Below are 24,631 nucleotides of genomic sequence, written 5' to 3'. Positions count from 1 at the left end.
GCAGGTTAGAATTGTTGGGAGCTGCGTTCCAGCCCCTTGATGACATCGACCCTTGGACCGGCCTGTGGTGCCGGTGCGGCGGCGGGACGGCGGCGTGGCAGCGGCTTGGCTTGCACCATGGCGGCGGGGGCCGCAATGGCGACTTTTTCATCGAGCAAGCTGGACTTGGTGGCGCCTTCCGTGTTGACGGGCTTGTCCTCGATCTGGTTGCGCAGCACCAGCGACAGGGTGCCCACGCTGCGCGCCAGGTCGAGTTTTTCAGCCTGGTCCGGCGTCAGCTCCAGGGTCACGGCATTGACCACCTTGGGTTTGGTGTCATCGCGGCTCGATTCCTGGGCGATGGCCAGCACGAGGATGCGTTCGAGCACGATCTTGGAAATGTTCGGATCGCGGTCCGGCGTCTTGCGCGCCCCTTCGCCCTGGGTGTTGACGAGGATGTCGACGAAGTTGCCGGGCAGGGCGAAACCGGCCACGCCCACCACGTCGTTGACGCGCACGGTCATGGCGCGCTTGCCCTCGGCGACGACCGCCGACAGGCCGCCTTGCGTGCCGGGAGGCGCCAGCTTGCCTTCCATGATCGGTTCGCCGTGCTGGATGCTGGTGCGCGTGACGCGCGTTTCCAGCAGTTTCGGATCGTTGATGGCGCCCGGCGGCAGCGCGTTCGATGGCCAGTCCACCATGCGCACCATGTCGGGCGTGAGACGCGCCCCCAGGCTGATGTCGACCTGTGCCACGGCCACCTTGTTGATGTTGCCCGAGGCTTGGGCATTGATCCAGCGCGCGGCCACGATGACCGCGGCGAACGCCAGGATGACCGCGATGGCCATCATCGTCAGAGCGCGTGCGTTTCTCATTTTGCTTCCCCTTTGTGCTGGACCGCTGCCGGTCCGTTATGTGTGCTTGCGAGGTCGTTATCGCTGCCGAAATAGTTTTGCCATGCCCAGAACAGGACTTCCGGAGACAGTTGCGCCGCGTGGTCTTCATAACGCGCCTGGTCGCAGACCTGCGCGAGGATGTCGCGCGGATAGCAGGCGAGCAAGGGCCGCTTGTAGAGGCTATGCAGGTGCAGCAGGTAGGTATAGGAGGCTTCGTCGAAATTGATGCCCAGCTGGGCGCAGGTGCTGCGGAACACGGCCAGGTAGTGGTAGGCGCTCAAGGGACCCACATGGATCTTGTAGCCGATGCGGCGCAGGAAGGAATCGTCGGCCAGCTGCTGCGGCGCCAGGTTCGACGAGAAGACGACGATGACGTCGAAGGGCACGGGGAACTTGTAGCCCGTGTGCAGCGACAGGTAATCGATGTGGCGCGCCATCGGCACGATCCAGCGGTTCATCAGTTCCACGGGCGAGCAGCGCTGGCGGCCCAGGTCGTCGATGATGAAGATGCCGTTGTTGGCCTTCAGGTGCGGCGGCGCCTGGTACAGGCGCGTGCCCTGGTCGAACTGCAGGTCCAGCATGTCGAGCGTCAGCTCGCCGCCCGTCAGCACGGCGGGGCGTTCGGCGCGCACCCAGCGCGGGTCGGATGGCACGAGGCCTTTGCTTGACAGGGTGTGCAGCATGGGGTCGAGGAAGGGCAGCACTTCGCCATCGACCATCACGGCATGGGGCAGGGCGATGGCGCCGCTGAGCAAGCCGTTCAGGCGCTCGGCCAGGTAGCTCTTGCCGCTGCCGGCGGGGCCGTGGAAGAACAGGGCGCGCCCGGAATTCATGGCCGCGCCCAGCTGGTCGAGCACGGCCGAACTGGCCACCACGTCGCGGAATTCGCGCTGCACGTCGTCGCGGGTGACATGCATGTCGGCCACGCTTTGCGCCAGCACCTGGTTGCTGTAATCGGCCAGCGTGACGGGGGCGGGGCCGCTGTAGGCGTTGCGGCGCATGTATTCGGCGGCGCGCAGGCGGCCCTGGTCGCCCAGCAGGTAATACAGGTCGGCGTCGGTGCCGCTGCCGCCGTTGCGGCGCGCTTCGCACAGCTTTTCGGCGCGCATGAAGGTGAGCAGCGGTTCGAGCACGCCGGCGCCCAGTTTCACGTGCGTCGACAGGGCGGGCAGGCCGATCTGGCCGCGCAGGAAGAGTATCTTGACCAGCAGTTCGACCAGGAACAGGAAGGGCAATCCCGTTTCCTCGACCGTGCGTGGCGCGCGCCTGGCCGCCGGCTCGATGCCGCCGCCGTCGCTGCGTTCTGGATAAGTGTCAGGCATGATAAGTGCTCCTCTTGCTTGGGTGACCGATGATCAGAAGATGAAGGGCAGCAGGCGATACTTCACCTGGCGCATGTAGACGCGATAGCGCACGTCGGCGGCCAGGAAGCGCTCTTCGCGCAGCAGGCGCATCACCATCATGCCCATCGTCGCGACATAGAGGACGGTGTTGGCGGGCGAGGTGTTGGCCAGCAGGTAGCCGCTCAGGGAAATCAGGTAGCTGGCATACAGCGGATGGCGTATCACGCGGTAGACGCCGCCCGTCTTGATCTCGCGCTGCGCCGCCACCAGGCCGAAGCTGCGGTTCAGCGACAGCAGGCCGGCGATCTGCAGCAGGCTGCCGACGGCCAGCAGGTAGCGCGCGCCGGGCCAGATGGCCATGTCGGCGGGGGACAGGAGGAAGGGCGCGAAGGTGGCGCCGATGGCCAGCAACCAGTCGCCGGCATCGGTGGAGACGCTGACGGGGGCCGAACGCACGATGAAGAACAGGGCGGCCAGGGTTTCGGCGACGCAGAACAGCAGATAGCTCCAGTCGCCGCTGTGCAGGAATCCCACCACGTGGGCACTGGCAAAGAACGTCCACAGGCAAGCCATGGCGATGCTGGTGAACAGGCTGGCGTGGCGCGAGTGGCAGAGGGTGGCGAGGGTGTCCATGGTCGGGTCCTATGGTGGCTGGTCGTCGGAGCGGCGCGTTTCAGCGCAGGCTCCACAGGTGGGTGTATTGCAGGAAGATCTGCAAGCCGGTGCCGCTGGCGATGGCGAAGGCGTAGGCCAGCTTGCCGGTGGCGGGCGGCGGTTCGGCGATCGTGGCGGCGCCGCCGGCCAGGCTGTGCAGCAGCGCGCCCAGCATCATGTGATAGGTGTTTTTCAGCACCTGGCGCAGGCGCTGGCCTGCCAGCGCGGCGGCCAGGGCCAGCACGCCGCCGCACAGGAAGGTCAGCAGGGCCGCTTCGAGCACGGCATCGGGACCGAGGAAGGCGCCGCACATGGCCATCAGCTTGACGTCGCCGGCGCCCAGCGCGCGCAGCAGGTGCATGGGCAGCAGCAGGGCCAGTCCGGCGGCGGCGCCGGCCAGCGCCTGCAGCGGTCCCAGGCCGCCGAAGGCGGCGTCGAACAGGCCGCTACCTGGCGGCACGAAGCTGTTCAGGATCAGCCCCGTCAGCGTGCCCCACAGCACCAGCCGGTTCGGGATGCGGCGCGTGCGCAGGTCGTGCCACAGGGCGGCGGCGAGCAGGCCGGCCAGCACGGCCAGGCACAGCAGCATGGGCAGGTGGGCGTTCATGACGTCAGTCCTTCCTTGCTCATGCAGGGCGCCGTGGTCATGTGCATGGCCGGCGCCGCGGCCTGGCTGCGCAGCAGCCGTCCCACCAGGCGCCACACCAGCGCCGCGCCGGCCGCGCCCACATAGCCGTCGAGCGCATAGTGCCAGCCCAGGTGGATGGAGCCGAGCAGGATCAGCACGGCGAAGGCGGACAGGGCGATCCCGGCGGCGCGGCTGACGTTCCAGCCCATGAGGGCCATCAGCACGGCCGTGGCCACATGCATGCTGGGCATGGCGGAGATGCCCAGTTCGCCGTTCGCGCCCTTGCTTTGATAACCTTGCCACAGCATCTCCTGCACCTGCAGGGCCCAGACGGGAACGTGCTGGTTGGCGTCATGCAGGTAGGCCATCAGCGGCGCATACGGGTCGCTGGCGTGCAGGTGGCCGTAGTAGCAGGGGCCGACCGAGGCGAACAGCACGGCCAGGATGCTGCCCAGGGCGATCCAGGTCAGCGCAAAGCTGAGCAGGAACTGCATGCGCAGCAGCGGGCGGCGCGTGTCGAGGATGAGCCAGTACAGGATGGCGTAGAACAGGAAGAACCAGAAATGGTAGCTGAAGTTGAGCAAGCCCGTCACGAGCGGGTGGCCCAGCAGCGGCTGCAGCCTTTCCCATGGGGCCATGCCGCCATGCAGCGCGAGGTCCCAGGCGGACAGGGTGGCATCCCAGGTGTAGGGATGCAGGCGCGGAATGGCGCCCTTGAAGACGGTGAAGCTGGAGGCGAAGACGGGGATCAGCAGCATGGCCGGCAGCGCGTGCAGCAGGCGCTCGTTGCTCAGGTAGCGGCGCAGATCGTGGTACAGGTAGTGGCACAGGCGGTGCGGACGTTGCATCACCATGACGCGGATGGTGTAGCCGCACAGGATGAAGATGGGACCCGTGAGGATGGCGACAAAGAAGCCGGCCAGCACGTTGAGGATGTCCGCGGCGCTGGGCAGGCTGCCGGCCAGCAGCGCGGCGGCCGCGCCATACAGCAGCACGATCAGCAGCAGGGCGCGGTGGGTGCGCAGCGAGGCGCGCAGGGTGTTCATGACAGGGCCAGGACCACTTGGTCCTTGACGTAGACAAACAGCAGCTTGACCTGGTCGCCAAGCACGGTGATCGTGACCACCAGCACTGCCGCGATCAGGCCCGCCAGCAACGCGTATTCGATCGCTGTAACGGCGGACTCGTCGGATAAACGGCTGAAGAGAGATTTCACGATGGGCCTCGCTAGGCGGAATCAAGGTGGACGTGCCGGGAATAGGGGAAGCGTAGTCCGGGCTGGCGCTGGGCCGGCCCGGACGGCACCGCGTCAGGCATTGGCGGTGGTCAGCTTGGTGCCGATGGTGCTGAAGGTCTTTTTCAGCTGCGTGCCGACGATGGTGATGGCAGCGATGATCACCACGGCAATCAGGGCGGCGATCAGGCCATATTCGATTGCGGTGACGCCATCTTCTTCGCGGATAAAGTTTTTGATGAGGTTCATGACAACTCCTGGTGGTGGTTAAGGTACGGCGGTGGGTAAAACGGCATGACGGTGTTGCTTCCTGTTGCTACGCTCTCATGGGCTTTCGCCCAGTGCCAGCAGTCCGATGATGCACACCACCGCCATGAGGGCCGCCACCAGGGCATAGCGGTAGAACGCAGCCTTTTCCTTGCCCTGCAAATAGCTGATCAGGGCTGTCGGAAGAAACTTGTCAAGGCGCATGCTGTGCTCCGTGTCGTGGTGGGCCGCGCGGTGATTTGCACTCCGGTAAATCCACTATAGAAGTTGGCACTTTGATCTACATCAGAAGAACATCCTTTTATTGCAAGGAGGAATTGCTTGTTTTTTTCGTGACAATTGTCATGGTCGAGTTTGGCGCGCGGGCGCGCAGGCAGCGCCGGTGGCTGGCGAAGGGGAGGTGGAAGGGAGTGCGCGGCCATGCAGTGGCCGTGCCGGGGGAGCAGCGGCCTCAGGCGCCGGGCGGCAATTGGCCCAGCTGGTGCTTGGTGGCGTAGGCGTACAGTTCCAGTCGGTTGTACACGCCCAGCTTGCGGTAGATCGACGTCAGGTGGTTGCGCAAGGTGTGTTCGGAGATGAACAGCTGGTCCGCCAGCAGCTTGGCCGGCGTACCGCTGCCGTGCACCAGCGCGGCGATGATCTTTCTTTCCTTGAGGGTCAGGCTGGCGATGGCGATGGCTTGCGCCGAGCCGCCGCCGGGCTGGGTCAGCTGCGTTAGCATGCGTCCCAGCATCGCGTGTTCCAGCCACAGCTCGCCCTGATACACTTTTTCGATGGCTTTCAGCACCATCTCCGCGGGCGCATCCTTGCTGACGATGCCGCGCGCGCCCTTGAGCACCGTCTGGTCCAGGACGGCCTGGTCGTGGCTGGCCGTCAGCACCAGCACGCGCGTGCTGCCGCACTGCGCCAGCGCGGGCAGGATGGCCAGCGAACTGATGCCGCCCAGGTCCAGGTCCAGCACGATCACGTCCGGCTGCAGCGCCTTTGCCTGCTCCAGCGCCTCGGCGCTGTCGGACGCCGTGGCGACCACGCGCATGCCCGAGTGCTCGCCGCCGATCAGCCGCTCCAGGCCCCACAGCATGGTCTTGTGATCATCCACCAGCATGACGCTGATGACATGGCTGGCCGGGGGCGTGTAGCGTAAGTCGTTCATATGGGGATCTCGATCTGCACGGAGGTGTTGCCCAGCATGCCATGCGTGACGCGGGCCGTGCCGCCCAGGGCGGCGGCGCGCTCGGCCAGCGAGTCGGGCAGGAAATCGGGGACGTGCGCGGCCGCGCATTCGTTGTCGATGCTGATGTGCAGCGCGCCCTGCACGCAGGTCAGCTTGACGGCGCCGTGGCGCGCCGACGTATGCTTGCGGATATTGCTCATGCCTTCGTTGACGATCTGGAACACCTCGGCCGCCAGGCGGTCGTTGATGTGCAGGTCGCCTTCGATTTGCAGGGCGATGTCGATGCCATAGAATTCGCGGATCTGCGTGGCCTGGTGGCGCAGCGCGACCAGCAGTTCCGGCTCGCTTTGCACCTGGCCGTTCTTGAACGTGCGCGCGTAGCTGCGCAGGTCGGCGATCACCTGGCCTGACATGATGATCAGTTTTTCCAGTTCGGGCAGCAGCGGGTTGCCGGGCGTGGCTTCGTTGCGCAAGGCCGCCAGGCCGTGGCGCAAGCCGATATATGGCTGCACGGCCGTGTCATGCAGGTCGCGGGCGATCTTTTCGCGCTCGCGCGAGGCCGCTTGCGACGCCAGGCGGTCGAGCAGGTCGATGTTCTCAATGACGGGAAACGCCTGCGCCCCGATATGGCTGAGAAACAGGGCGTCCGTCTTGCTCATGCTGGTGGCGGAGACGATAAAGATGCGGCCCTTGCCATTGCGCAGGGGCAGCGGTGCGCTGATGAAGGCGTGCGCTTCGAGCAGCTCGGCCAGGCGGGCGCCTGCCGCGTCGTCGTGCCGCAGCCAGCGTCCGCTGTCGGGATCGAGCATGCGCGCGCCGCCTGTCCACGGCAGCCAGCGGCCGGCGGGCTGGTTGTACAAGGCGATTTTATCGTGCGGGAAAGCGAGCAGGGGACTGGCCGCGTCATCGCTGAGGAACGAGCTGGTGTGCACGACGCCCGTTCCCGTTTGCAGCACGCTGCGCAGCGACCAGACCCGCGTGCCCTTGTCCTGCATGATCAGCAGGCAGCTGCGGCCGTTGAAATAACTGCGGGTTTTTTCCAGCACGGAGGTAATGGTCTGGTCGACGCCGAAGCGCGGATTGGACAGCTGGCTGACATCGCGCAGCAACGCCAGGTGGCTGCGCTGCGTGATGGCGGAACCGCCCCAGTAGGCGATCATGTAGCCGAGCGCTAGCAGGAAGGTGGAGCGCAGCAGCAGGCGCGACAGCTCCGCATCCGATTCGCCGAACAGGGCCGTGGCGGCGAACAGGCCGGCCGAGGCCAGGGTCACGCGCGCGCCTTCCTCGAAGCCCCGCTGGAACGAGGAGGTCAGGATGGCAAAGAAAAAAAACAGGAAGAATAAATTATTGTGGCTGCTGGTGGAAAACACGATCAGCGCATACCAGGCCACGTCCAGCCAATACAGCAAGATGTCCTGGGGCAGGCTGAAGCCCAGCACGGCCAGCACGTAGAGCAGCAGGCTGTGCATGGTGTAGGCGGAAAAGATCAGCCAGGTAATCTTGCTCAGCTTGCCAGCGCTTTCGGGGTCGATGAACAGGGTCAGCAAGGTGGCGCTCGACAGCAGCAGGCGCATGCCGTTCACCATGGTCGTATCCATGCCGGCACCCGGCAAGCCGGATCTGAGGGGAGGATCGAGATTCACAAGCGCTCCTGGCCATGTCCCGCATGGTGAGCCATGCGCAGGGATAGATACCACAGATAAATTCTTGTTATTGTTGCTGCAATCAATGACGAGTCTACGCACACGCCATGAAGATGTCTACTGGAATCCTTTGCCCTGCGTTGCTTTTTTTACAGCGGCTGCACCATCACGCGGTTGCGCCCGGCGCCCTTGGCCAGGTACAGCGCGCGGTCAGCGGCGCCGATCAGGGCGGAGATGGTCGGCTGCTGCTGCGGGTGCTGGGTGGCGATGCCGATGCTGACCGTGATGTGCTTGACTTCATTGCCCGTCTTGGCATGCGGAATGCGCAGTCCGGCCGCGTGCCGGCGGATCGCCTCGGCCATGCGCAGCGCCTGCGTCGCGTCCGTGTCGGGCAGGATGGCGGCAAATTCCTCACCGCCATAACGCGCCAGCAAGTCGGTGGGACGCTGCAGCATGGCGGCCAGTTCGGCCGCCACGCGTATCAGGCAATCGTCACCTTGCTGGTGGCCGTAATGGTCGTTGTAATCCTTGAAGTGATCGATATCGATCATCAGCAGCGACAGGGGGCTGCCCGTGCGCATGGCGCGCCGCATTTCCTTCTCGATCGCCACGTCGAAGTGGCGGCGGTTGGCGATGCCCGTCAAGCCGTCGGCAAAGGTTTGCGAACGCAATACCATGGTCTGCTCGCGCAGCAGCTTTTCGCGGCCCACGGCGATGGTGACATCATTGATCTGGATCAGGCAGTGGCGCGGCGAAGCGGGCAAATTGATCGGCGTGACGGCGATCGCCTGCTGCATGCGCTCCCGGCCTTCGGCCGCGCCATGCGTGTACAGGGGAAACGGCGCCTTGTGCAGGGTTTGCGACAGCAGCGACTGGAAATTGTCGCGCAGGGCCTGGGTGATGGCCGAATCGATGCGCTTGTGGCGCAGCTCCGGATAGACGGTGAAGAAATCCTGGCCCAGCACGGCGTCGGCCTGGCACGCCGAGTGGCGCGCCATCCAGTGGTTCCACAGCACGATGCGGTGCTGCTCGTCGAGCACGATGGCGCCCAGGTTGACGGCGCCGAGTATGCTCTCGAGCAGGGCGAGTCGGTGTAAGGCATCCGGCATGATCGTCACGCCTGTCCCAGGACCTTGGCCAGGTAGTGGCTGACCTGCTGCTTCAGGTCGTGCAAGGCGGACAAGTCGAGCACGAATGCCACATAACCGTGGATCTGGTGCTTGGACAGCACGAAGTCGATATGCAGCATCAGTACGACGGCCTCGTCATCGTGGCCGCCGAACGAGGAGAGGATTTCCGCGCTGGTGCCCACATGGTACAGGGGCAGCGAGCCATGCAGTTCGCTGTCGAACAGGTTGGCCAAAGTCCCTACGCAGGAATTGAGGATGATGTTGCCGATTTCGCTCATCGCTTCCTGTTCCATCTCCGTCAGTTCCTGCAGCGGCATGGCATCGCCCACCATCAGGCGCACGATTTCCAGGCTTTTATCTTCGGGAAACATCAGGATGGCTTCGGTGGCGAAGGCGCCATCGTAATGCTGGCTGACGCCGCAGATGCGTTCGCCATCCTTCTTGCTGCCCAGCAGGGCGGCCGCATCGGCACGGTTCAGGAAGGTGATCGACGGCACCGACATGGTGACTTCTTCATTGACGATCTCGCTCATCGCGGCGGCCGCATGGCCCACCCCGATGTTGAAAATCTCTACGAGGGCATCGTTTTCCAGTTCGGAGAGATTGACCATGCTCACAGTCCCAGTGACTCGATCAGCTGGTGGATGCGGGTTTCCGTGATCGGTTTTTCCATGAAGCCGACACGAAGTTCGATGGCGCGGTTGCGGATGGCGTTTTGCACATTCGCCGTGACGAGAACGATGTGCGTTTGCGGGCACAGCGCGCGCAATTGTTCCGCCGCCGCCACACCGCCCATGCCGGGCATGTTGACATCCAGTAATATCAGCACAGGGCTGACAGTCTTGACTTTTTCCAGGGCTTCCTCACCCGTCGCCGCCTCAATCACTTGCCAGTCGGCATGTTTGCTGAGGATGAATTGATGCGACATCAAACGTGAAACCCGGCTGTCATCGACAACAAGTACCTGCTTACTGTGATTCATGTGCTATTCCTGGAACGTCATATCGGGACTATCGTGCCATTTTCGCATATTTTAGGGGGCATAGAGAGTAATTGGCTGGGAATTGCCTTGAGGCAAAGTTTTCCCGCTTGCCTGTTGTATTCCATCGCATGGTCCGTCATCATGGCCGGCTGGCCGGGCTGGCAATCCGTTAAAATAGCGGCATTCCTCACTTTAGCCTTTTTTTGCCATGACCCAAGACGAATTGAAGCAAGCCGTAGCCCGCGCCGCCATTAACTATGTGGTGGACGGAGAAATCATCGGTGTCGGCACCGGTTCCACCGCCAACTTTTTCATCGATGAACTGGCCAAGATCAAGGACCGCATCAAGGGGACGGTCGCGTCGTCCGAAGCGACGGCCGCGCGCCTGGCGGGCCATGGCATTCCCGTCTTCGACTTGAACGACGTCGAGACGATCGCCGTCTACATCGATGGCGCCGATGAAATCACGGCCAGCGGCGCCATGATCAAGGGCGGCGGCGCGGCATTGACGCGTGAAAAGATCGTCGCGTCCGTCGCGAAACAGTTCGTCTGCATCGCCGACGGCTCCAAGCTGGTGGAAACCCTGGGCGCCTTCCCGCTGCCGGTGGAAGTGGTGCCGATGGCGCGCGCCGCCGTCTCGCGCCAGCTGGCCGCGCTGGGCGGCACGCCCCGCTTGCGCCTGAAGCCTGGCAGCACGGAAGCATTCATCACCGACAACGGCGGCGAGATCATCGACGTGCTGGGCTTGAAAATTACCGACCCGGTGGCGCTGGAGCAGCAGATCAACCAGATCGTCGGCGTCATCGCCGTCGGCTTGTTCGCCGTGCGCGGCGCCAATGTCTGCCTGCTTGGCATGCCGGAAGGCGTGCGTACCCTGGCATACTAAGACGATAGCCGGCGTGCGCCGGCAATGCGTTGGTCTTACACGGCGGCCCCTTGCGGGCCGCTTGTCATGTGCGCCTGGCGGTACACGGCCACGGTGCGCAGCAAGCCGCCGAGGAAAATGCCGCTGAAGCAGCCATAGGCGAGGCAGACGGGCACGATGAAGCCGCTCGCATGGGCGTAGGCCGGCGCGACGGCGAGCGTCACTGCCACCGCATACTTCATGCAGAAGATACTCATCATCAAGATCAACGGCGCCCAGCTGCCGGGACGCTGCACGCTGGCCCGCGCGGGTATGGCGACGATCTGGCGCGCATCGGTCAAGGTCCATGCCAGCGCCGCCCCGGCCAGGGCGCCGATTGCCCAGGCGAACGGCGCCACGCCGGCCAGGCCGAAACTGCCCTGCACGCCGCTCAGCGACAGGGCCAGCATGACCAGGGGAATGATGCACAGCTTGCGCAAGGTCACCTCGCGTGCACGGCTGGCCAGCACGCCCCGGTAGACGAGAAAGCCCAGGATGGCCCAGACGTAGAGGGGAGTGTGGCTGAAGATTTGCTGCAACATGGTGTCCGCCTTGGAGTGAGGTTGTCGATGGGCGTACTGTGCCAGCGGGCGGCATGGGCGGCGAGCGGTGTGCGACGAAACGGGGAGGCGGTGCCGTGAACCGGCGGAGGAAGGCGTGAAACGCAGGTGAAACTGCCCGTGACGCGGTCACGGGCAAGCGATACAGCTTATTCCGTAGGTGGAACGTAACCCATGGCCGCATCGGCGCCATCGCCGAAGAAATGCTTTTCCATCTGCGTGGCCAGGTATTTGCGGGCGCGCGCGTCGGCCAGGTTCAAACGGTTTTCATTGACCAGCATGGTCTGGTGCTTGAGCCAGGCGGCCCATGCTTCCTTCGACACGGATTCGTAAATCTTTTTGCCCAGTTCGCCCGGGTACGGCGGGAAATCCAGTCCTTCGGCTTCCTTGTTGAGTTTGATGCAGTGGATCGTGCGGGCCATCTGTGCTCCTGAATCAGTGTAGAGATAAAGCGTGATTATAAGGCACTTTGCGCCTGCCCTCGCGGGGCCGTCGCGGCCCGGCGACACGCCGTTTGCCGCGCCCTTGCGCTGGATCAAATTTGATCTGCGCGGCCCTAGCTAGTAAGATGCCTTATCGCGCCAGCCGCTGGCGGCGCCTCTTCCAAGCAAGTAGTAATAATTAACCAATATGGAATCCCTATGACCTCAGTGAAAGTCCATGGCATCGATGTCAGCAATACCGGCAGCTTCGCGCTGTTTGGCGGCATCAACGTGCTCGAATCGCGTGATCTTGCCATGCGCGCCTGCGAAGAATATGTGCGCGTCACGCAAAAACTGGGCATTCCCTATGTGTTCAAGGCCAGCTTCGACAAGGCCAACCGTTCCTCGATCCATTCCTACCGGGGACCGGGCCTGGAAGAAGGCATGCGCATCTTCCAGGACGTCAAGGCGGCGTTCGGCGTGCCCGTGATTACCGACGTGCATGAGCCATGGCAGGCGCAGCAGGTGGCCGAAGTGGTCGACGTGCTGCAACTGCCGGCCTTTTTGGCGCGCCAGACGGACCTCGTCGTGGCCCTGGCGAAAACGGGCAAAGTCATCAACATCAAGAAGCCGCAATTTCTCAGCCCAGGCCAGATGGCCAATATCGTCGAGAAATTCAAGGAAGCGGGCAACGATCAATTGATCCTGTGCGACCGCGGCACCTGTCTCGGTTACGACAACCTGGTGGTCGACATGCTGGGCTTTGGCGTCATGAAAAAGACCTGCGACGACCTGCCCATCATCTTCGACGTCACGCACGCCCTGCAGCAGCGCGATCCCGGCGGCGCCGCTTCGGGCGGCCGCCGCCAGCAAGTGGCGGACCTGGCGCGCGCCGGCCTGGCCGTCGGCATCGCCGGCCTGTTCCTGGAAGCCCATCCTGATCCCGACAACGCCCGCTGCGACGGCCCCAGCGCCTTGCCGCTGGACCAGCTGGAACCGTTCCTGGCGCAATTGAAGGCGCTCGATGACCTGGTCAAATCGTTTGCGCCATTGAATATCAAATAACGATCTGAATGTAAAAAAAGCCCGGCATGCCGGGCTTTTTCAGTTTTACAGTGTCTTGATGAGCACCTGGGATTTGCGTTGCCAGTTATACATATGCTGGCGGTCCTTCGGCAAATCGTCAACGGTGGCCGGCACGAAGCCCCGTTTTTTGAACCAGTGCGAGGTGCGCGTGGTCAGCACGAACAGTTTGTTCAGGCCGGCGGCGCGCGCGCGGTTCTCCATGTGTTTCAGAATGCGCTCGCCGTCGCCCTGGGCCTGCACTTCAGGGTTGACCGTCAGGCATGCCATTTCCGCCATCTTTTGCGCAGGGAACGGGTACAGGGCGGCGCAGCCGAAGATCACGCCGTCATGCTCGATGACGGAAAAATAGTCGATCTCGCGCTCGATCAGCTCGCGGCCCCGCTTCACCAAAGTGCCGTCCGCTTCCAGCGGTTCGATCAGCTTGATGATGCCGCCCACGTCTTCAATGGTGGCCTGGCGCAGGCTTTCCAGGTTTTCATGGCTGATCATCGTGCCCACGCCATCATGGGTAAACAATTCCAGCAGGGCCGAACCATCCATCGAGAACGGCACGATATGCGAGCGCTCGACGCCGTTGTGGCATGCCTTGACGCAATGCTTCAGATAAAACGCCGTGGCGTCGGGCAGGAAGCCGGCCATCAGCACGGCTTCGGCCTGGTGCGACGACAGTTCGCGGATTTCCACGCCGGTGGCGTCTTCCATCATCGGCGTTTCGGTAATAAAAATCAGCTTGTCCGCGTGCAGGGCGATGGCGGCGCTGCACGCCACGTCTTCCATGGTCAGGTTGAACGCTTCGCCGGTGGGCGAGAAGCCCAGCGGCGACAGCAGCACCAGGCCATCCGAACCGAGGATGGAATGGATGGTTTCGGCGTCGACCTTGCGCGTGATGCCCGTCAGTTCCAGGTCCACGCCATCGATCACGCCCAGCGGGCGCGCCGTGATGAAGTTGCCTGAAATGATACGGATGGCCGCATGCGACATGGGCGTGTTCGGCAAGCCCTGGCTGAACGCGGCCTCGATATCGAGGCGCAGCTCGCCGGCGGCTTCCTTCGCGCATTCCAGCGCGGCGATATCGGTGATGCGCACGCCGTTGTGGAAGCGGCCTTCGACGTTACGCAAGGCCAGTTGTTCCGCCACCTGCGGCCGCGAGCCGTAGACGACGGTGACATTGATGTCCAGCGCATGCAGCAGGGACAAATCATGGGCCAGCACCTGCAGCGCCCCGGCGCTGACGAGTTCACCGGGGAAGGCGACCACGAAGGTCTTGCCGCGAAAGGCGTGGATGTAGGGCGCGACGGAGCGCAGCCATTGGACGAATTGGGTAGGGTTTTCCATTAAGCGCATTATAATTCGCTGCGCGATGTGCGCGCTTAAAATACCTGTAAAAAACAATGTCTTCAGCCAGCAATAAGTTTTCCCCTCCTTCCAACGTTGCAAATGTGCCCGCCAGCGGCGGTGTTGCCACGCCTGCCGCCACGCCTGCGCAGGGCCGCCAGCGCCCGCCCGTGAGCCAGCAAAGGCAGCAGCCGCCGCGCGCGGAGCAGCAGAAACAGCAACAGCAGCAGCGCGCGGGAGAGGGCAAGCCCCAGGCCGCGCGTCCGCCGCGCGAGGGGCAGGAAAGCCGCGAAGCCCGCGATGCGGCGCGCGCCGCGCGCGAGGCGGAAAAAGCCTTCCGCAACCCGCTGCCGCCGATCACGTATCCGGAAGACTTGCCCGTCTCGGGCCGGCGCGCGGAAATCGCCAAGGCCTTGCTGGACAACCAGGTGATCATCGTCTCGGGCGAGACGGGTTCCGGCAAGACGACCCAATTGCCGAAGATTTGCCTGGAACTGGGACGCGGACAGAAGGGCATGATCGGCCACACGCAGCCGCGCCGTATCGCCGCCTCGTCGACGGCCAAGCGCATCGCGCAGGAACTGGGCACGCCCTTGGGCGAAACCGTGGGTTTCAAGGTGCGCTTTAACGACACCCTGAGCCGTGGCGCGTCCGTCAAGCTGATGACGGACGGCATTCTGCTGGCCGAGACGCAGACCGACCCGCTGTTGAAAAACTACGACACCATCATCATCGATGAAGCGCATGAACGCAGCTTGAACATCGACTTCCTGCTTGGTTATTTAAAGCAGCTGCTGCCGCGCCGGCCCGATCTGAAGATCATCATCACCTCGGCCACCATCGACGCCGAGCGCTTCGCGCGCCATTTCGGCACGCCGGAAAAACCGGCACCCGTGATCGAAGTGTCGGGCCGTCTGTACCAGGTGGAAGTGCGCTACCGTCCCGTCGAGCGCGAACAGGTGGCCATGCCGGGTGCCGCCAATCCTGACAAGCCGGGGCAGCGCACGGCCGCCGCGCGCGAAAAGCGCGACCTGATGGATGCCGTCGTCGATGGCGTGGAAGAGCTGTGCCGCATCGGCTCGGGCGACGTGCTGGTGTTCTTGCCGGGCGAGCGCGAAATCCGCGACTGCGCCGAAGCGCTGCGCAAGCACCACCCGCCGCACGTGGAGATCCTGCCCCTGTTCGCGCGCCTGTCGGCCGAGGAGCAGGAACGCGTGTTCAAGACCAGCAATGCGCGCCGCATCGTGCTGGCCACCAACGTGGCGGAAACCTCGCTGACCGTGCCCGGCATCCGCTACGTGGTCGACGCGGGCCTGGCGCGCGTGAAGCGCTACAGCTACCGCAACAAGGTCGAGCAGCTGCAGGTCGAGCCGATCGCCCAGTCCGCCGCCAACCAGCGCGCCGGCCGTTGCGGCCGCGTGGCCGACGGCGTGTGCATCCGCCTGTACGAAGAGCAGGATTATCTGCTGCGGCCGAAATTCACGGAGCCGGAAATCCTGCGCTCCTCGCTGGCGGCCGTCATCCTGCGCATGAAGTCGCTGCACTTGACGGACGTGGAAACCTTCCCCTTCATCGAGCCGCCGCTGGCGCGCGCCGTGGCCGACGGTTATCAATTGCTGCAGGAACTGGGCGCCGTCGATGAAGTCAATAAACTCACGCCGCTGGGCAACAAGCTGGCCAAGCTGCCGCTGGACCCGCGCGTGGGCCGCATGATTTTGGCCGCGCTCGATAACGCGTGTCTGACGGAAGTGCTGATCGTCGCTTCGGCCCTGTCTGTGCAGGACCCGCGCGACCGCCCGATGGAGCACCAGCAGGCGGCCGATGAGGCGCACAAGAAGTTTGCCGATGAAAAGTCGGAGTTCCTCAGCTACCTGAAGATCTGGCGCTGGTTCGAGTCCGCCATCGAGCACAAGAAAACCAACCGCCAGCTGCAAGACAATTGCCGCACGAATTTCCTGTCGCAGATGCGCTTGCGCGAATGGCGCGACGTGCATTCGCAGCTGCTGACCATCGTCAAGGAGCAGGGCTGGCGATTGAACGAAGCGCCGGCCACCTACGACAACCTGCACATGGCCTTGCTGACCGGCTTGCTGGGCAATATCGGCTTCAAGGGCGAGGACGAGCCTGGTGCGGGCTACCTGGGTGCGCGCGGCATCAAGTTCCATATCTGGCCCGGTTCTTCGCTGCTGAAAAAGCCGGGCAAGTGGATCATGGCGGCCGAACTGGTCGACACGACGCGGCTGTACGCGCGCTGCGTGGCGCAGATCCAGCCCGAGTGGCTGGAAAAAGTCGGCGAGCACCTGCTGAAGAAATCGTGGGGCGAGCCGCGCTGGGAAAAACGCTCGGCGCAGGTGACGGCGTCCGAACGGGCGACTCTTTATGGCCTGGTGGTGTACAGCCAGCGCCGCATCAACTACGGCAATTTCAACTTGCCGGAAGCGCGCGAAATCTTCATCAGCGACGCCCTCGTGGGCGGCGACTTCGACACGCGCGCGCCGTTCTTTGCGCACAACCATAAATTGATCAAGGACATCGAAAACCTCGAGCACAAGTCGCGCCGCCTGGACGTGCTGGTCGACGATGAATTGATCGCCGCCTTCTACGACAAGCTGCTGCCGGCGGACGTGTGCAATGGCGCCGGTTTCGAGAAATGGCACAAGGAAGCCACGCGCGAAAACCCGAAGCTGCTGTACCTGAACCGCGAAGAGCTGATGCGCCACGAGGCGGCCGGCGTGACGACGGACCTGTTCCCGAAAACCATGTCCGTGACGGGCCTGGAAATGGGCCTCACGTACCACTTCGAGCCGGGCAGCGTGCGCGATGGCGTGACCTTGAGCGTGCCCCTGTATGCCTTGAACCAGTTGCCGCGCGAGCGCTGCGAATGGCTGGTGCCGGGCATGCTGAAGGAAAAAGTGCATCTGCTATTAAAATCCTTGCCGCAAAAACTGCGCCGCCACTGCGTGCCGCTGCCCGATTACGCGGCGAAATTCTGCGAGCGCGTGCACGAAGCGGGCGTGTTCGGCCGCGGCGATCTGATCGACGCCATCATCCTCGACATCCGCACGCAGATCACGATCAATGTGCTGACGACGGACTTCAAGCCGGAAACCTTGCCTGCCCATCACTTCATGAATTTCAAGGTGATCGACGAGCATGGCCGCCAGCTGGACATGGGCCGCAACCTGGCCACCCTGCAGGCGGAATTCGGCGGCCAGGCACGCCAGAGTTTCCAGAAACTGGCCGAAGTGTCGGGCGTGTCCGGCGCGGGCACGCCGGGTGCCAAGGTGGCGGGCGCGCAAGTGGCGTCGCGGCTGCAGGCACAAGCGCAGAACCCCGCCAGCGCCAGGGGCGGTGCGCCGGCCAAGGGCGCGGCTGCGCCGGCGTCAGGCAATGCCACCGTCTCGCAGCACATGGGCTTGACGGCCTGGACCTTCGGCGAATTGCCGGAGCTGCTCGAAATCGTGCAGGGCAAGCTGACCCTGATCGGCTTCCCCGCGCTGGTCGACAAGGGCACGCATTGCGACCTGGAAGTGTTCGACGACCCGACCGTGGCCGCCCGCACGCACAAGATCGGTTTGCGCCGTTTATTTGCGCTGCAAATGAAGGAGCAGATCAAGTACGTCGAGAAAAGCATCCCCGGCTTGCAGCAGATGGGCATGCAATTCATGGCCCTGGGATCGCAGGAAGAGTTGCGCGAGCAAATCATCAACAAGGCGCTCGATATCGCCTGCCTGCAAGATCCGCTGCCGCTGGACGCCGCCTCGTTCGCCAAGCGCCAGGCGGAAGGCAAGTCGCGCCTGGTCTTGCTGGTCAATGAAATTGCCCGCCTGCTGTCGCAAGTGCTGACGGAATTCCACGGCTTGCCCAAGCGCCTGCAGAATATTCCTGCCGCGGCAGCGACCGATATCCAGGCGCAGCTGCAGGGACTCGTGCATAAACGGTTCCTGACGGAAAACGAGTACACGCAGCTCGCGCATTTCCCCCGTTATCTGAAGGCGATCAATGTGCGCCTGGAAAAACTGCGCGCCGACCCCGCACGCGACACCAAGTTGATGGCCGAATGGCAATCGGCCGCCGCGCCGTACTTGCGCCAGGCCAAGGACCGCCAGGCCGGCAAGAACACGGACCCGAAACTCGTCGACTTCCGCTGGATGCTGGAAGAGCTGCGCGTATCGCTGTTTGCGCAGGAATTGCGCACGCCGATGCCCGTTTCTGCCAAGCGTTTGCAGAAGGTGTGGGAATCGATGCAGCGGTAGGTCGGATTAGCGCGTCCGCAGGGCGCGCGTCATCCGACGCCATCGTTGGCCCGGCGGTGGTGCGGTGGTAGTGGTGTCAGCCGGGTTGAAGGTTTGGCGGTGTTAACCGTGCCGCTGGTGGTGTCGGATTACGCGGCTGCGCCGCTAATCCGACCTACCCGACCTACCCGACTACCCGACTACCCGACTACCCGACTACCCGACTGCGCGTATCGCTGTTTGCGCAGTAATTGCGCACGCCGATGCCTGTTTCTGCCAAGCGTTTGCAGAAGGCGTGGGAATCGATGCAGCGGTAGGTCGGATTAGCGCGTCCGCAGGGCGCGCGTCATCCGACGCCATCGTTGGCCCGACGATGGTGCGGTGTTAGTGGTGTCAGCCGGGTTGACGGTTTGGCGGTGTTAACCGTGCCGCTGGTGGTGTCGGATTACGCGGCTGCGCCGCTAATCCGACCTACCCGACCTACCCGACCTACCCGACCTAGGTTCTACCTCTCATCATCGCTGAGCGATGAGCGCGAACCGCTCTGGCTGCTGGTGCCGGCGCGGCTGCCGCTCATGGAGCTGCCGGACAGGCTGCCTTCGCTGCCCGATTGCAGGCTGGCGCCGCCGCGCAGGTCGCTGCCCGATGGCATGCGGCTGCCCGCCATGCTGCCGTAGCGCGTGCCGCTGCCATAGAACGCTTCCATCTGCTGGTTCCAGGCATCGCTGCCCATGTCGGGCCAGTTGTTCTTGTCGAAGCCGGGAGCGTTTTTCAGCAGCTCTTTGTCGACGTTCAGCAGGAAGCGCTTGTTGACGGTGTCCAGGGTCAGGCGTTCCCAGGGCACGGCAAACAATTTGTCGCCCATGCCCAGGATGCCGCCGAAGGACAGCACGGCATAGGCGATCTGGCCGGTGCGCATGTCGAGCATGATTTCCTTGATGTCGCCCAGCTCCTCGTCGTTGTGATTGTAGACTTCGTCCCCGATCAGGGTGTCGGCTCCCATCAGGGCTGGTCCCGGGCCGTCGTGGTTGCGGTACATGCCCAGGATGTCGCGATCCAGATAGCTCATGGTGTTCTCTCCTCGTGTGAAGTGCTGATCGAACATCCAGATTAAGCATACGGACCTGTTTGCGTTTGATCTGCCTCAATGGTGCCTGGGGCACTTTTATCCGTGCGCAAACGTACGGTGTGGTCAGCCAATTGCGGTACTCTATGCGTTCTACGGAGGAGGCCGCACATGCTGACGATGCAACGATGCACAGGGATGAACTTGCGGTATGCTCCACAACGACACCTGCGCCGCGTGCCATGGTAAAGCCCGCCACCAAATGGCTGCGCGGGCTATTGCGCGCCGGTAAGGCGCAGCAGCGCACGGCAACCAAGCTGGCCAAGGTGCTGTTCGGCCCCGTGCCGGCCAAGCCCAGGGCCAAACCCCGCAGCAAGCCCGTGGTCAAGACCGTGGTCAAGACCGGGGTCAACACCAAGGCCAAGACCAGGGCGACGCCGCGCGCCAGGCCCGCCAGCGATGCGCTGCCCTCGCTGGCGCCGTTTGCCACGCCCCTGTCGCCCTCGCGCGTGCACAAGCGAACGGCGCCCCCGCCGGGCAAGTGGCTGGCCGCCCACTATGCGCCGTTGCCGGAGCTGGGGCAGTTGCCCGGACGGCGCCTGCCTTATTTTTTATACCTGCCCGAAAAAGCGCCCAGCGCCGCCATGCGCAGCCGTGGCCGGCCGCTGCTGGTGATGCTGCACGGCTGCGAGCAGAGCGCCACGCAGTTTGCCGACGGCACGCGCATGAACCGCCTGGCCGAGCGCAAGGGCTATGCCGTGCTGTATCCGCAGCAATCGCTGCGCTCGCATGCGCGCCGCTGCTGGAAGTGGTACGACAAGCTGACGCAGGAGGGCGGCGGCGACGTGCGCCTGATCGTCGGCGCCATCGAGCAGGTGGCGGCCCGCCATGCGATCGACCGCGCGCGCATCTATATCTGCGGCATTTCCGCCGGCGCCGGCATGGCGCATATCGTGGCCCTGAATCACCCGCATCTGTTCGCCGCGCTGGGCCTGCATTCGGGCCCCGTGTTTGGCGCCGGCCATAACCTGATCGGCGCGCTGGGCGTGATGCAGCATGGCGCAGCCGCCCGTGCCGATGCGGCCATCGATGAAGTGCTGGCGCGCCAGCCCGCGTTCCCCCGCCTGCCCACCATCCTGCTGCAAGGGCTGGCCGACAAGGTGGTGCGTCCCATTAACCAGACGCAGCTGGTGCGCCAGAGCGTGCGCGTCAACCGCATGCCCGCCGATACCATGGTGACGGCGCAGCGGCTGCCGGGCGGGGCGGCGGGCGGACGCAATCCGGCCCATGCGTACGCGCTGCACGATTATCAGGTGGGCAAGGAGGTGCTGCTGCGCGTGGCGCAGATCGAGCACCTCGAGCACGCGTGGAGCGGCGGCGACGCCAGCCTGCCGTTCAACGACAAGGCCAAGCCCGACGCCAGCAGGATGCTGCTCGATTTCTTCGCCGGCCACCGCCGCCGGTAGGCCGCCTCGATGCGCGCCGACTGGTACGCATCGTTCTTCCCTCCTCGATATGCCCGCGCCAGCGCGCCGGCATGCTGGACACGCCCTTTTCAGGGCAGGCGCCATTGCCGCAATGCCATGGAGTTACTGTAAGTGGTATTGCTGCGGTATTTAAAAAATACAAAAATCGGCGTTAAAAATACGAACTGGTATACAATTGGTACACGTTTTCAGTGTAAATCGTGTTCGCCGTCCCATGCCCCGACGGCCGGCATGCACTGACGGCAGCCACCCACGTTACGGAACGCGCCATGTCCATCAAGTCCAAGCAGTTGCTGTGGTTTTTTGCGTTTTTTCTCGTCTTCGAACTGAATATCTATCTGTCCAATGACATGATCATGCCGGCGATGCTGGGCATCGTCGAGGAGTTCCAGGCGGAGAAAAAGTTCGTCCCACTGTCCCTGAGCCTGTATCTGCTGGGCGGCAGTTCGCTGCAGATCTTCCTGGGCCCGCTGGCCGACTGCATCGGCAAGCGCAAGCTCGTACTCACCGGCAATACCTTGTTCCTGCTGGCCACGGTGGCCGTGCCGTTTGCCACTTCCATCGAGCAATTTCTCGCCGTGCGCTTCATTCAGGGCATGGGCTGCTGCTTCATCTTCGTCGGCTATGCCATGATCCATGAACTGTTCGACGACATGGCCGCCGTCAAGCTGAGCAGTATTCTGTCGAGCACCACCATCCTTGCGCCCCTGGCCGGTCCCATCCTCGGCAGCGCCATCATCAGCCGGCTGGACTGGCGCTACGTGTTTTTCCTCTCGGGCCTGCTGGCGTTGCTGTCCTTGCTGGGCCTGTTCAAGACCATGCCGCGCACGGCGCCCACGGTCACGCGCCTGGACCTGGCCGCCATCGTGCGCAGCTATGCCGCCATTTTCAGCAACGGGCGCTTCATGTTCGGCATGTTCACGGCCGGGCTGGCCACCGTGCCCCTGACGGCCTGGATCGGTTTTTCGCCCATCTTCGTGCTGCAGGAAATGGGGGCGTCCTACGCCACCTATATCGCGCTGCAATGCGTGATTTTGTCGGGCTTCGTCCTCAGCAGCATCGCCATCCAGCGGCTGCGCCAGGATTTTCCTCTCGTCCATCTGCTGCGCATGGGCGGGCTGATCGCGGCGGCCGGCATGCTGGGCGCCGGCGCGGGCCGCCATCACGTCGATGTGTTTGCGGCCTGCATGTTTGTCTATTCCATCGGCTTCGGGCTGTTCAACGGCGCCCTGATACGCAGCGCGATCACGGCCAGCAAGGAATCGATGACCTTGACGACGGCCGCCATGAGCTTGCTGTACTGCATCTATCTGTCCGCCTGGCTGCAACTGTACAACCTGCTGTGCCAGCGCCTCGGCTATGCGCTGAAAACGTATGCGCTGCTGAATATTCCCGTCATCGTGGTTATCGCCGCCTGCCTGCTGTTGTTTACGCGGGGCATGGCGGGGCGCCGGGAAAGCGAGGTGCGGCTGGCCCGGCACTGATGGCGCAACGATGCGCATGTTGTCGACCTTGTTTTACCTCCTGCGACGTTTATTGACACTCTCCTGCGGAAAATGGTGCGCCCATGAAAATAGATGACCTGGCCTCAAAACACGATCAAGCAAAGATTTTCAACCTGGAATACGAGTTCCGCATCAACCGGCTGAAACTCGATTACATCACCCTGGCCGATGTCCGGCCGGCCGGCAGCGACCTGGAACAACTGGCCGCGGAACACCAGGCGGGCATCGCCGCCCTGCGCAGCTTCGTCGCCCTGAACTTCAACCATTTCAATGCGGCAAGCTGTTCCTCGCTCAGCTGCATCCCCACGCGCGCGCTCGGCGAGGACGAGCGCTACCTGCACCGCATCTGGATGGGCGGGCCGTTGCCGGCCATCGCCGGGGAGGCGATCGGGCAGTGGGGCGCGGCGCTGGAAGAAGTGCGGCACAACGGCGGCGCGCCATATGTCTCCATCCTGTGGGTGTGGGATGCGCAGCAGCTGCGCAATGACGAGCGCTTCAGCCCCACGGGCGGCGCCGGGCGCTATACGATAGGCCGCTATGCCATCGGCGGCACGACCCTGCACATCAACTCGCTGCGCGCGCTGGCGCTCGATTTCGCGCCGGCCCGCTTCGACATCCTCGACACCCTGCATACGCAGCGCTACTTCGCCACTCTGTCCGATTATTTCCGCATCCTCATCATGTGCGAATACGGCGGCCTGTACATGGATGTCGATACGATCCCGCATAATCCGGCGACGATTTTCCTGATGAAGCCGGAAGTGCCCGATTATTTCCAGCGCAAGGATAATGACAGCGAAGAGCGCCGGCATGTCAGCTGGATGAATCTGTTTCTCGATGAAACGGGCATGCTGATCGCCAAGAAAAACGACGCCGCGCTGCGCGTGATCCAGCGCAATGTGAACCTCGCCTATGCGGGCATCGCCGCGCAGATTCCCCGTTCCTGTCCGCAATTCGAGGCGCAGCTGTTCGGCCAGTTCTATGCCGAATGGAAGAAGAACCTGGGCGTGACCGTGCTCAGCCATGCCGAGTTCTACCAGCGCTATTGCGTGCTGTATGACGGTGCGCGGGAAGCGGTGGCGGGCGGCATCCGCGGCATGCGCTTGTTGGACGATATCATTACCGGCATGCACATCCCCCTGAACGACGAGGAGCGGCGCGCGTATGCGCGCTGCGTCGCCAGGCTGGACGAGATCGGCTGGCAGCTCGACGATCCATTGCGCCTGCCCGACATCGTCGACGTGTTCGACATCGAGGAAGTGCCGCGCATGGCGTATGCGGCCCAGCTGCGTGCGGACATCGAGCATTTTCACTATTACTCGGTGCTGTCGGACGATCCGCAGCTGGACCGCGTGAATGCCGTCTTTTGCCGCTACCTGCTGGCCCACCGTTCGCAGCATATTGCCGCCGGCAATTTCTGGCGCCCCACAGTGGGCCGTCACGGCAGCCGCATGCCGGCCGCCAGCGATGCCGCCCCGCCCGGTGACGAGACGCAGGCGGGCTTGCTGTCGCATGCGCCGCTCAAGCTGGTGGCGGGCGAACTGCTGGGCGAAGAGACGAAGAACCGCATGGCCAAATTGTTGTTTGCCACCAGCTACCTCGAATACTGCTCGTTCGGCAATAAACTCAATCTGCAGTTCGTCGAATTGCAGCGGCGGCAAAACATCGACCCGTATCTGGCGCACATCCACGGCCTGCATGACGAGGACGGGCGCTTCATCGGCTTTTTCACGGCCGCGACGATGGACGAGTTCCAGGCCTGCGCCGCCGTGTCCTATTACCGCGACGACATGAAGGCGCTCGACGACGCATATGACGCTTTCGTGCTCGCGCATGCGCGCGCCGACGACTGTTTCGTCAGCAGCCTGGCCATCGACGAGAAATACCGGGGCCAGGGTTTATTCAGGCAGATGTTCCATGAAATCCGCGACCTGGCCGGCCGCAAGGGCTGTGCGCGCATCACCCTGACGGTGTGGGAAAAGAGCGAAGCGCTGCAAGTGTATCTGCACAAGGGTTTTCGCAGCGTGGGCACGTTCGACTATGCCTACAGCCTGTTCTATGACCGGCTGCATTTCCTCGTCTACGAAGGCAATTAAAGCGG

The 24,631-nt window shown here is 63.5% G+C and carries 23 protein-coding genes and 1 pseudogene; 7 read left to right on the top strand and 17 right to left on the bottom strand.

Annotated elements, in window-relative coordinates; translation table 11 throughout:
* Positions 1-5 precede the first annotated feature (5 nt).
* From cpaB to ACQ4W4_RS03980, 13 genes are all read right to left on the bottom strand, one after another.
* A complete protein-coding gene (gene cpaB, locus ACQ4W4_RS04040; protein WP_436540870.1) occupies positions 6-854 on the bottom strand; it encodes a Flp pilus assembly protein CpaB in 849 nt (282 codons plus the stop codon).
* On the bottom strand, positions 851-2,197 hold the full coding sequence (locus tag ACQ4W4_RS04035; RefSeq protein ID WP_436540869.1) for a DUF8689 domain-containing protein: 1,347 nt from the start codon (positions 2,195-2,197) through the stop codon (positions 851-853). The genes cpaB and ACQ4W4_RS04035 overlap by 4 nt, the downstream gene beginning before the upstream one ends.
* 33 nt (positions 2,198-2,230) lie before the next feature.
* Positions 2,231-2,851, bottom strand: a complete 621-nt coding sequence (locus ACQ4W4_RS04030) for a methyltransferase family protein (RefSeq protein WP_436540868.1) — start codon at positions 2,849-2,851, stop codon at positions 2,231-2,233.
* 40 nt (positions 2,852-2,891) lie between these two features.
* Complete coding sequence (locus tag ACQ4W4_RS04025; protein WP_436540867.1) at positions 2,892-3,479, bottom strand: A24 family peptidase; 588 nt, start codon at positions 3,477-3,479, stop codon at positions 2,892-2,894.
* Positions 3,476-4,546 carry a phosphatase PAP2 family protein gene (locus ACQ4W4_RS04020; RefSeq protein ID WP_436540866.1) on the bottom strand — a complete coding sequence of 357 codons (1,071 nt, stop codon included), beginning with the start codon at positions 4,544-4,546 and terminating at the stop codon, positions 3,476-3,478. The genes ACQ4W4_RS04025 and ACQ4W4_RS04020 overlap by 4 nt, the downstream gene beginning before the upstream one ends.
* Positions 4,543-4,716: a Flp family type IVb pilin gene (locus tag ACQ4W4_RS04015; protein ID WP_071654391.1), complete on the bottom strand. Its 174-nt coding sequence runs from the start codon at positions 4,714-4,716 to the stop codon at positions 4,543-4,545. Before ACQ4W4_RS04015 ends, ACQ4W4_RS04020 begins: the two co-directional genes overlap by 4 nt.
* A 93-nt stretch (positions 4,717-4,809) precedes the next feature.
* Positions 4,810-4,983, bottom strand: coding sequence for a Flp family type IVb pilin (locus tag ACQ4W4_RS04010; protein WP_070222439.1), 174 nt, complete (start codon positions 4,981-4,983; stop codon positions 4,810-4,812).
* A 75-nt stretch (positions 4,984-5,058) separates the two neighbouring features.
* Positions 5,059-5,205 (bottom strand): hypothetical protein, encoded by a 147-nt coding sequence (locus ACQ4W4_RS04005; protein WP_436540865.1) that lies wholly within the window; start codon positions 5,203-5,205, stop codon positions 5,059-5,061.
* 247 nt (positions 5,206-5,452) lie between these two features.
* Positions 5,453-6,154, bottom strand: a complete 702-nt coding sequence (locus tag ACQ4W4_RS04000) for a response regulator (RefSeq protein WP_070222441.1) — start codon at positions 6,152-6,154, stop codon at positions 5,453-5,455.
* Complete coding sequence (locus ACQ4W4_RS03995) at positions 6,151-7,818, bottom strand: sensor histidine kinase (protein WP_436540864.1); 1,668 nt, start codon at positions 7,816-7,818, stop codon at positions 6,151-6,153. Before ACQ4W4_RS03995 ends, ACQ4W4_RS04000 begins: the two co-directional genes overlap by 4 nt.
* Positions 7,819-7,967: 149 nt before the next feature.
* Complete coding sequence (locus tag ACQ4W4_RS03990) at positions 7,968-8,927, bottom strand: diguanylate cyclase (RefSeq protein WP_436540863.1); 960 nt, start codon at positions 8,925-8,927, stop codon at positions 7,968-7,970.
* A 5-nt stretch (positions 8,928-8,932) separates the two neighbouring features.
* A complete protein-coding gene (locus tag ACQ4W4_RS03985; RefSeq protein ID WP_070222465.1) occupies positions 8,933-9,559 on the bottom strand; it encodes a chemotaxis protein CheC in 627 nt (208 codons plus the stop codon).
* A 2-nt stretch (positions 9,560-9,561) separates the two neighbouring features.
* A complete protein-coding gene (locus ACQ4W4_RS03980; protein ID WP_070222443.1) occupies positions 9,562-9,930 on the bottom strand; it encodes a response regulator in 369 nt (122 codons plus the stop codon).
* 208 nt (positions 9,931-10,138) lie between these two features.
* Here ACQ4W4_RS03980 and rpiA point away from each other — a divergent pair, with 208 nt between their 5' ends.
* Positions 10,139-10,816, top strand: coding sequence for a ribose-5-phosphate isomerase RpiA (gene rpiA / locus ACQ4W4_RS03975; RefSeq protein WP_436540862.1), 678 nt, complete (start codon positions 10,139-10,141; stop codon positions 10,814-10,816).
* 35 nt (positions 10,817-10,851) lie between these two features.
* Here rpiA and ACQ4W4_RS03970 read toward each other — a convergent pair whose 3' ends face one another.
* Together ACQ4W4_RS03970 and ACQ4W4_RS03965 are read right to left on the bottom strand one after the other, a co-directional pair.
* Positions 10,852-11,376 (bottom strand): DUF6622 family protein, encoded by a 525-nt coding sequence (locus ACQ4W4_RS03970; RefSeq protein ID WP_436540861.1) that lies wholly within the window; start codon positions 11,374-11,376, stop codon positions 10,852-10,854.
* A 167-nt stretch (positions 11,377-11,543) separates the two neighbouring features.
* Positions 11,544-11,816, bottom strand: a complete 273-nt coding sequence (locus ACQ4W4_RS03965; protein ID WP_034750797.1) for an oxidative damage protection protein — start codon at positions 11,814-11,816, stop codon at positions 11,544-11,546.
* Positions 11,817-12,035: 219 nt separating this feature from the next.
* Here ACQ4W4_RS03965 and kdsA point away from each other — a divergent pair, with 219 nt between their 5' ends.
* On the top strand, positions 12,036-12,881 hold the full coding sequence (gene kdsA, locus ACQ4W4_RS03960) for a 3-deoxy-8-phosphooctulonate synthase (RefSeq protein WP_034750794.1): 846 nt from the start codon (positions 12,036-12,038) through the stop codon (positions 12,879-12,881).
* Between the two features lie 45 nt (positions 12,882-12,926).
* On the opposite strand, the gene argA is transcribed toward kdsA, so the two are convergent.
* Positions 12,927-14,237: an amino-acid N-acetyltransferase gene (gene argA, locus ACQ4W4_RS03955; protein ID WP_046685875.1), complete on the bottom strand. Its 1,311-nt coding sequence runs from the start codon at positions 14,235-14,237 to the stop codon at positions 12,927-12,929.
* Positions 14,238-14,293: 56 nt separating this feature from the next.
* Between argA and hrpA the strand changes: the two genes are divergently transcribed.
* Both hrpA and ACQ4W4_RS03945 read left to right on the top strand, forming a co-directional pair.
* Positions 14,294-18,493 (top strand): ATP-dependent RNA helicase HrpA, encoded by a 4,200-nt coding sequence (gene hrpA, locus ACQ4W4_RS03950; RefSeq protein WP_436540860.1) that lies wholly within the window; start codon positions 14,294-14,296, stop codon positions 18,491-18,493.
* A 203-nt stretch (positions 18,494-18,696) separates the two neighbouring features.
* Positions 18,697-18,789 (top strand): annotated as a pseudogene (locus tag ACQ4W4_RS03945) (DUF3418 domain-containing protein); the annotation flags it as partial.
* A 188-nt stretch (positions 18,790-18,977) separates the two neighbouring features.
* Here ACQ4W4_RS03945 and ACQ4W4_RS03940 read toward each other — a convergent pair.
* Positions 18,978-19,541, bottom strand: a complete 564-nt coding sequence (locus ACQ4W4_RS03940; protein WP_436540859.1) for a PRC-barrel domain-containing protein — start codon at positions 19,539-19,541, stop codon at positions 18,978-18,980.
* Positions 19,542-19,780: 239 nt separating this feature from the next.
* On the opposite strand from ACQ4W4_RS03940, the gene ACQ4W4_RS03935 reads away from it, so the two are divergent.
* The 3 genes from ACQ4W4_RS03935 to ACQ4W4_RS03925 all read left to right on the top strand — a co-directional run bounded on the left by ACQ4W4_RS03935 (position 19,781) and on the right by ACQ4W4_RS03925 (position 24,626).
* On the top strand, positions 19,781-21,004 hold the full coding sequence (locus tag ACQ4W4_RS03935) for an extracellular catalytic domain type 1 short-chain-length polyhydroxyalkanoate depolymerase (protein WP_436540858.1): 1,224 nt from the start codon (positions 19,781-19,783) through the stop codon (positions 21,002-21,004).
* 290 nt (positions 21,005-21,294) lie between these two features.
* Positions 21,295-22,509 (top strand): MFS transporter, encoded by a 1,215-nt coding sequence (locus ACQ4W4_RS03930; protein ID WP_436540857.1) that lies wholly within the window; start codon positions 21,295-21,297, stop codon positions 22,507-22,509.
* An 83-nt stretch (positions 22,510-22,592) separates the two neighbouring features.
* On the top strand, positions 22,593-24,626 hold the full coding sequence (locus tag ACQ4W4_RS03925) for a GNAT family N-acetyltransferase (protein WP_436540856.1): 2,034 nt from the start codon (positions 22,593-22,595) through the stop codon (positions 24,624-24,626).
* Positions 24,627-24,631 lie beyond the last annotated feature (5 nt).

Origin of the sequence: Janthinobacterium glycogeni (genome assembly GCF_051380725.1) — a bacterium.
In the GTDB taxonomy this organism is placed as follows: domain Bacteria; phylum Pseudomonadota; class Gammaproteobacteria; order Burkholderiales; family Burkholderiaceae_D; genus Janthinobacterium.
Note: the sequence above shows the minus strand (reverse complement) of the source record. Positions and strands in the feature narration are given on the sequence as shown.

Bases quoted from the DNA above. Each gene is read 5' to 3' on its own strand.
- cpaB (WP_436540870.1), bottom strand. From the start codon at position 854: ATGAGAAACGCACGCGCTCTGACGATGATGGCCATCGCGGTCATCCTG.
- ACQ4W4_RS04035 (WP_436540869.1), bottom strand. From the start codon at position 2,197: ATGCCTGACACTTATCCAGAACGCAGCGACGGCGGCGGCATCGAGCCG.
- ACQ4W4_RS04030 (WP_436540868.1), bottom strand. From the start codon at position 2,851: ATGGACACCCTCGCCACCCTCTGCCACTCGCGCCACGCCAGCCTGTTC.
- ACQ4W4_RS04025 (WP_436540867.1), bottom strand. From the start codon at position 3,479: ATGAACGCCCACCTGCCCATGCTGCTGTGCCTGGCCGTGCTGGCCGGC.
- ACQ4W4_RS04020 (WP_436540866.1), bottom strand. From the start codon at position 4,546: ATGAACACCCTGCGCGCCTCGCTGCGCACCCACCGCGCCCTGCTGCTG.
- ACQ4W4_RS04010 (WP_070222439.1), bottom strand. From the start codon at position 4,983: ATGAACCTCATCAAAAACTTTATCCGCGAAGAAGATGGCGTCACCGCA.
- ACQ4W4_RS04005 (WP_436540865.1), bottom strand. From the start codon at position 5,205: ATGCGCCTTGACAAGTTTCTTCCGACAGCCCTGATCAGCTATTTGCAG.
- ACQ4W4_RS04000 (WP_070222441.1), bottom strand. From the start codon at position 6,154: ATGAACGACTTACGCTACACGCCCCCGGCCAGCCATGTCATCAGCGTC.
- ACQ4W4_RS03990 (WP_436540863.1), bottom strand. From the start codon at position 8,927: ATGCCGGATGCCTTACACCGACTCGCCCTGCTCGAGAGCATACTCGGC.
- ACQ4W4_RS03985 (WP_070222465.1), bottom strand. From the start codon at position 9,559: ATGGTCAATCTCTCCGAACTGGAAAACGATGCCCTCGTAGAGATTTTC.
- ACQ4W4_RS03980 (WP_070222443.1), bottom strand. From the start codon at position 9,930: ATGAATCACAGTAAGCAGGTACTTGTTGTCGATGACAGCCGGGTTTCA.
- rpiA (WP_436540862.1), top strand. From the start codon at position 10,139: ATGACCCAAGACGAATTGAAGCAAGCCGTAGCCCGCGCCGCCATTAAC.
- ACQ4W4_RS03970 (WP_436540861.1), bottom strand. From the start codon at position 11,376: ATGTTGCAGCAAATCTTCAGCCACACTCCCCTCTACGTCTGGGCCATC.
- ACQ4W4_RS03965 (WP_034750797.1), bottom strand. From the start codon at position 11,816: ATGGCCCGCACGATCCACTGCATCAAACTCAACAAGGAAGCCGAAGGA.
- kdsA (WP_034750794.1), top strand. From the start codon at position 12,036: ATGACCTCAGTGAAAGTCCATGGCATCGATGTCAGCAATACCGGCAGC.
- argA (WP_046685875.1), bottom strand. From the start codon at position 14,237: ATGGAAAACCCTACCCAATTCGTCCAATGGCTGCGCTCCGTCGCGCCC.
- hrpA (WP_436540860.1), top strand. From the start codon at position 14,294: ATGTCTTCAGCCAGCAATAAGTTTTCCCCTCCTTCCAACGTTGCAAAT.
- ACQ4W4_RS03940 (WP_436540859.1), bottom strand. From the start codon at position 19,541: ATGAGCTATCTGGATCGCGACATCCTGGGCATGTACCGCAACCACGAC.
- ACQ4W4_RS03935 (WP_436540858.1), top strand. From the start codon at position 19,781: ATGGTAAAGCCCGCCACCAAATGGCTGCGCGGGCTATTGCGCGCCGGT.
- ACQ4W4_RS03930 (WP_436540857.1), top strand. From the start codon at position 21,295: ATGTCCATCAAGTCCAAGCAGTTGCTGTGGTTTTTTGCGTTTTTTCTC.
- ACQ4W4_RS03925 (WP_436540856.1), top strand. From the start codon at position 22,593: ATGAAAATAGATGACCTGGCCTCAAAACACGATCAAGCAAAGATTTTC.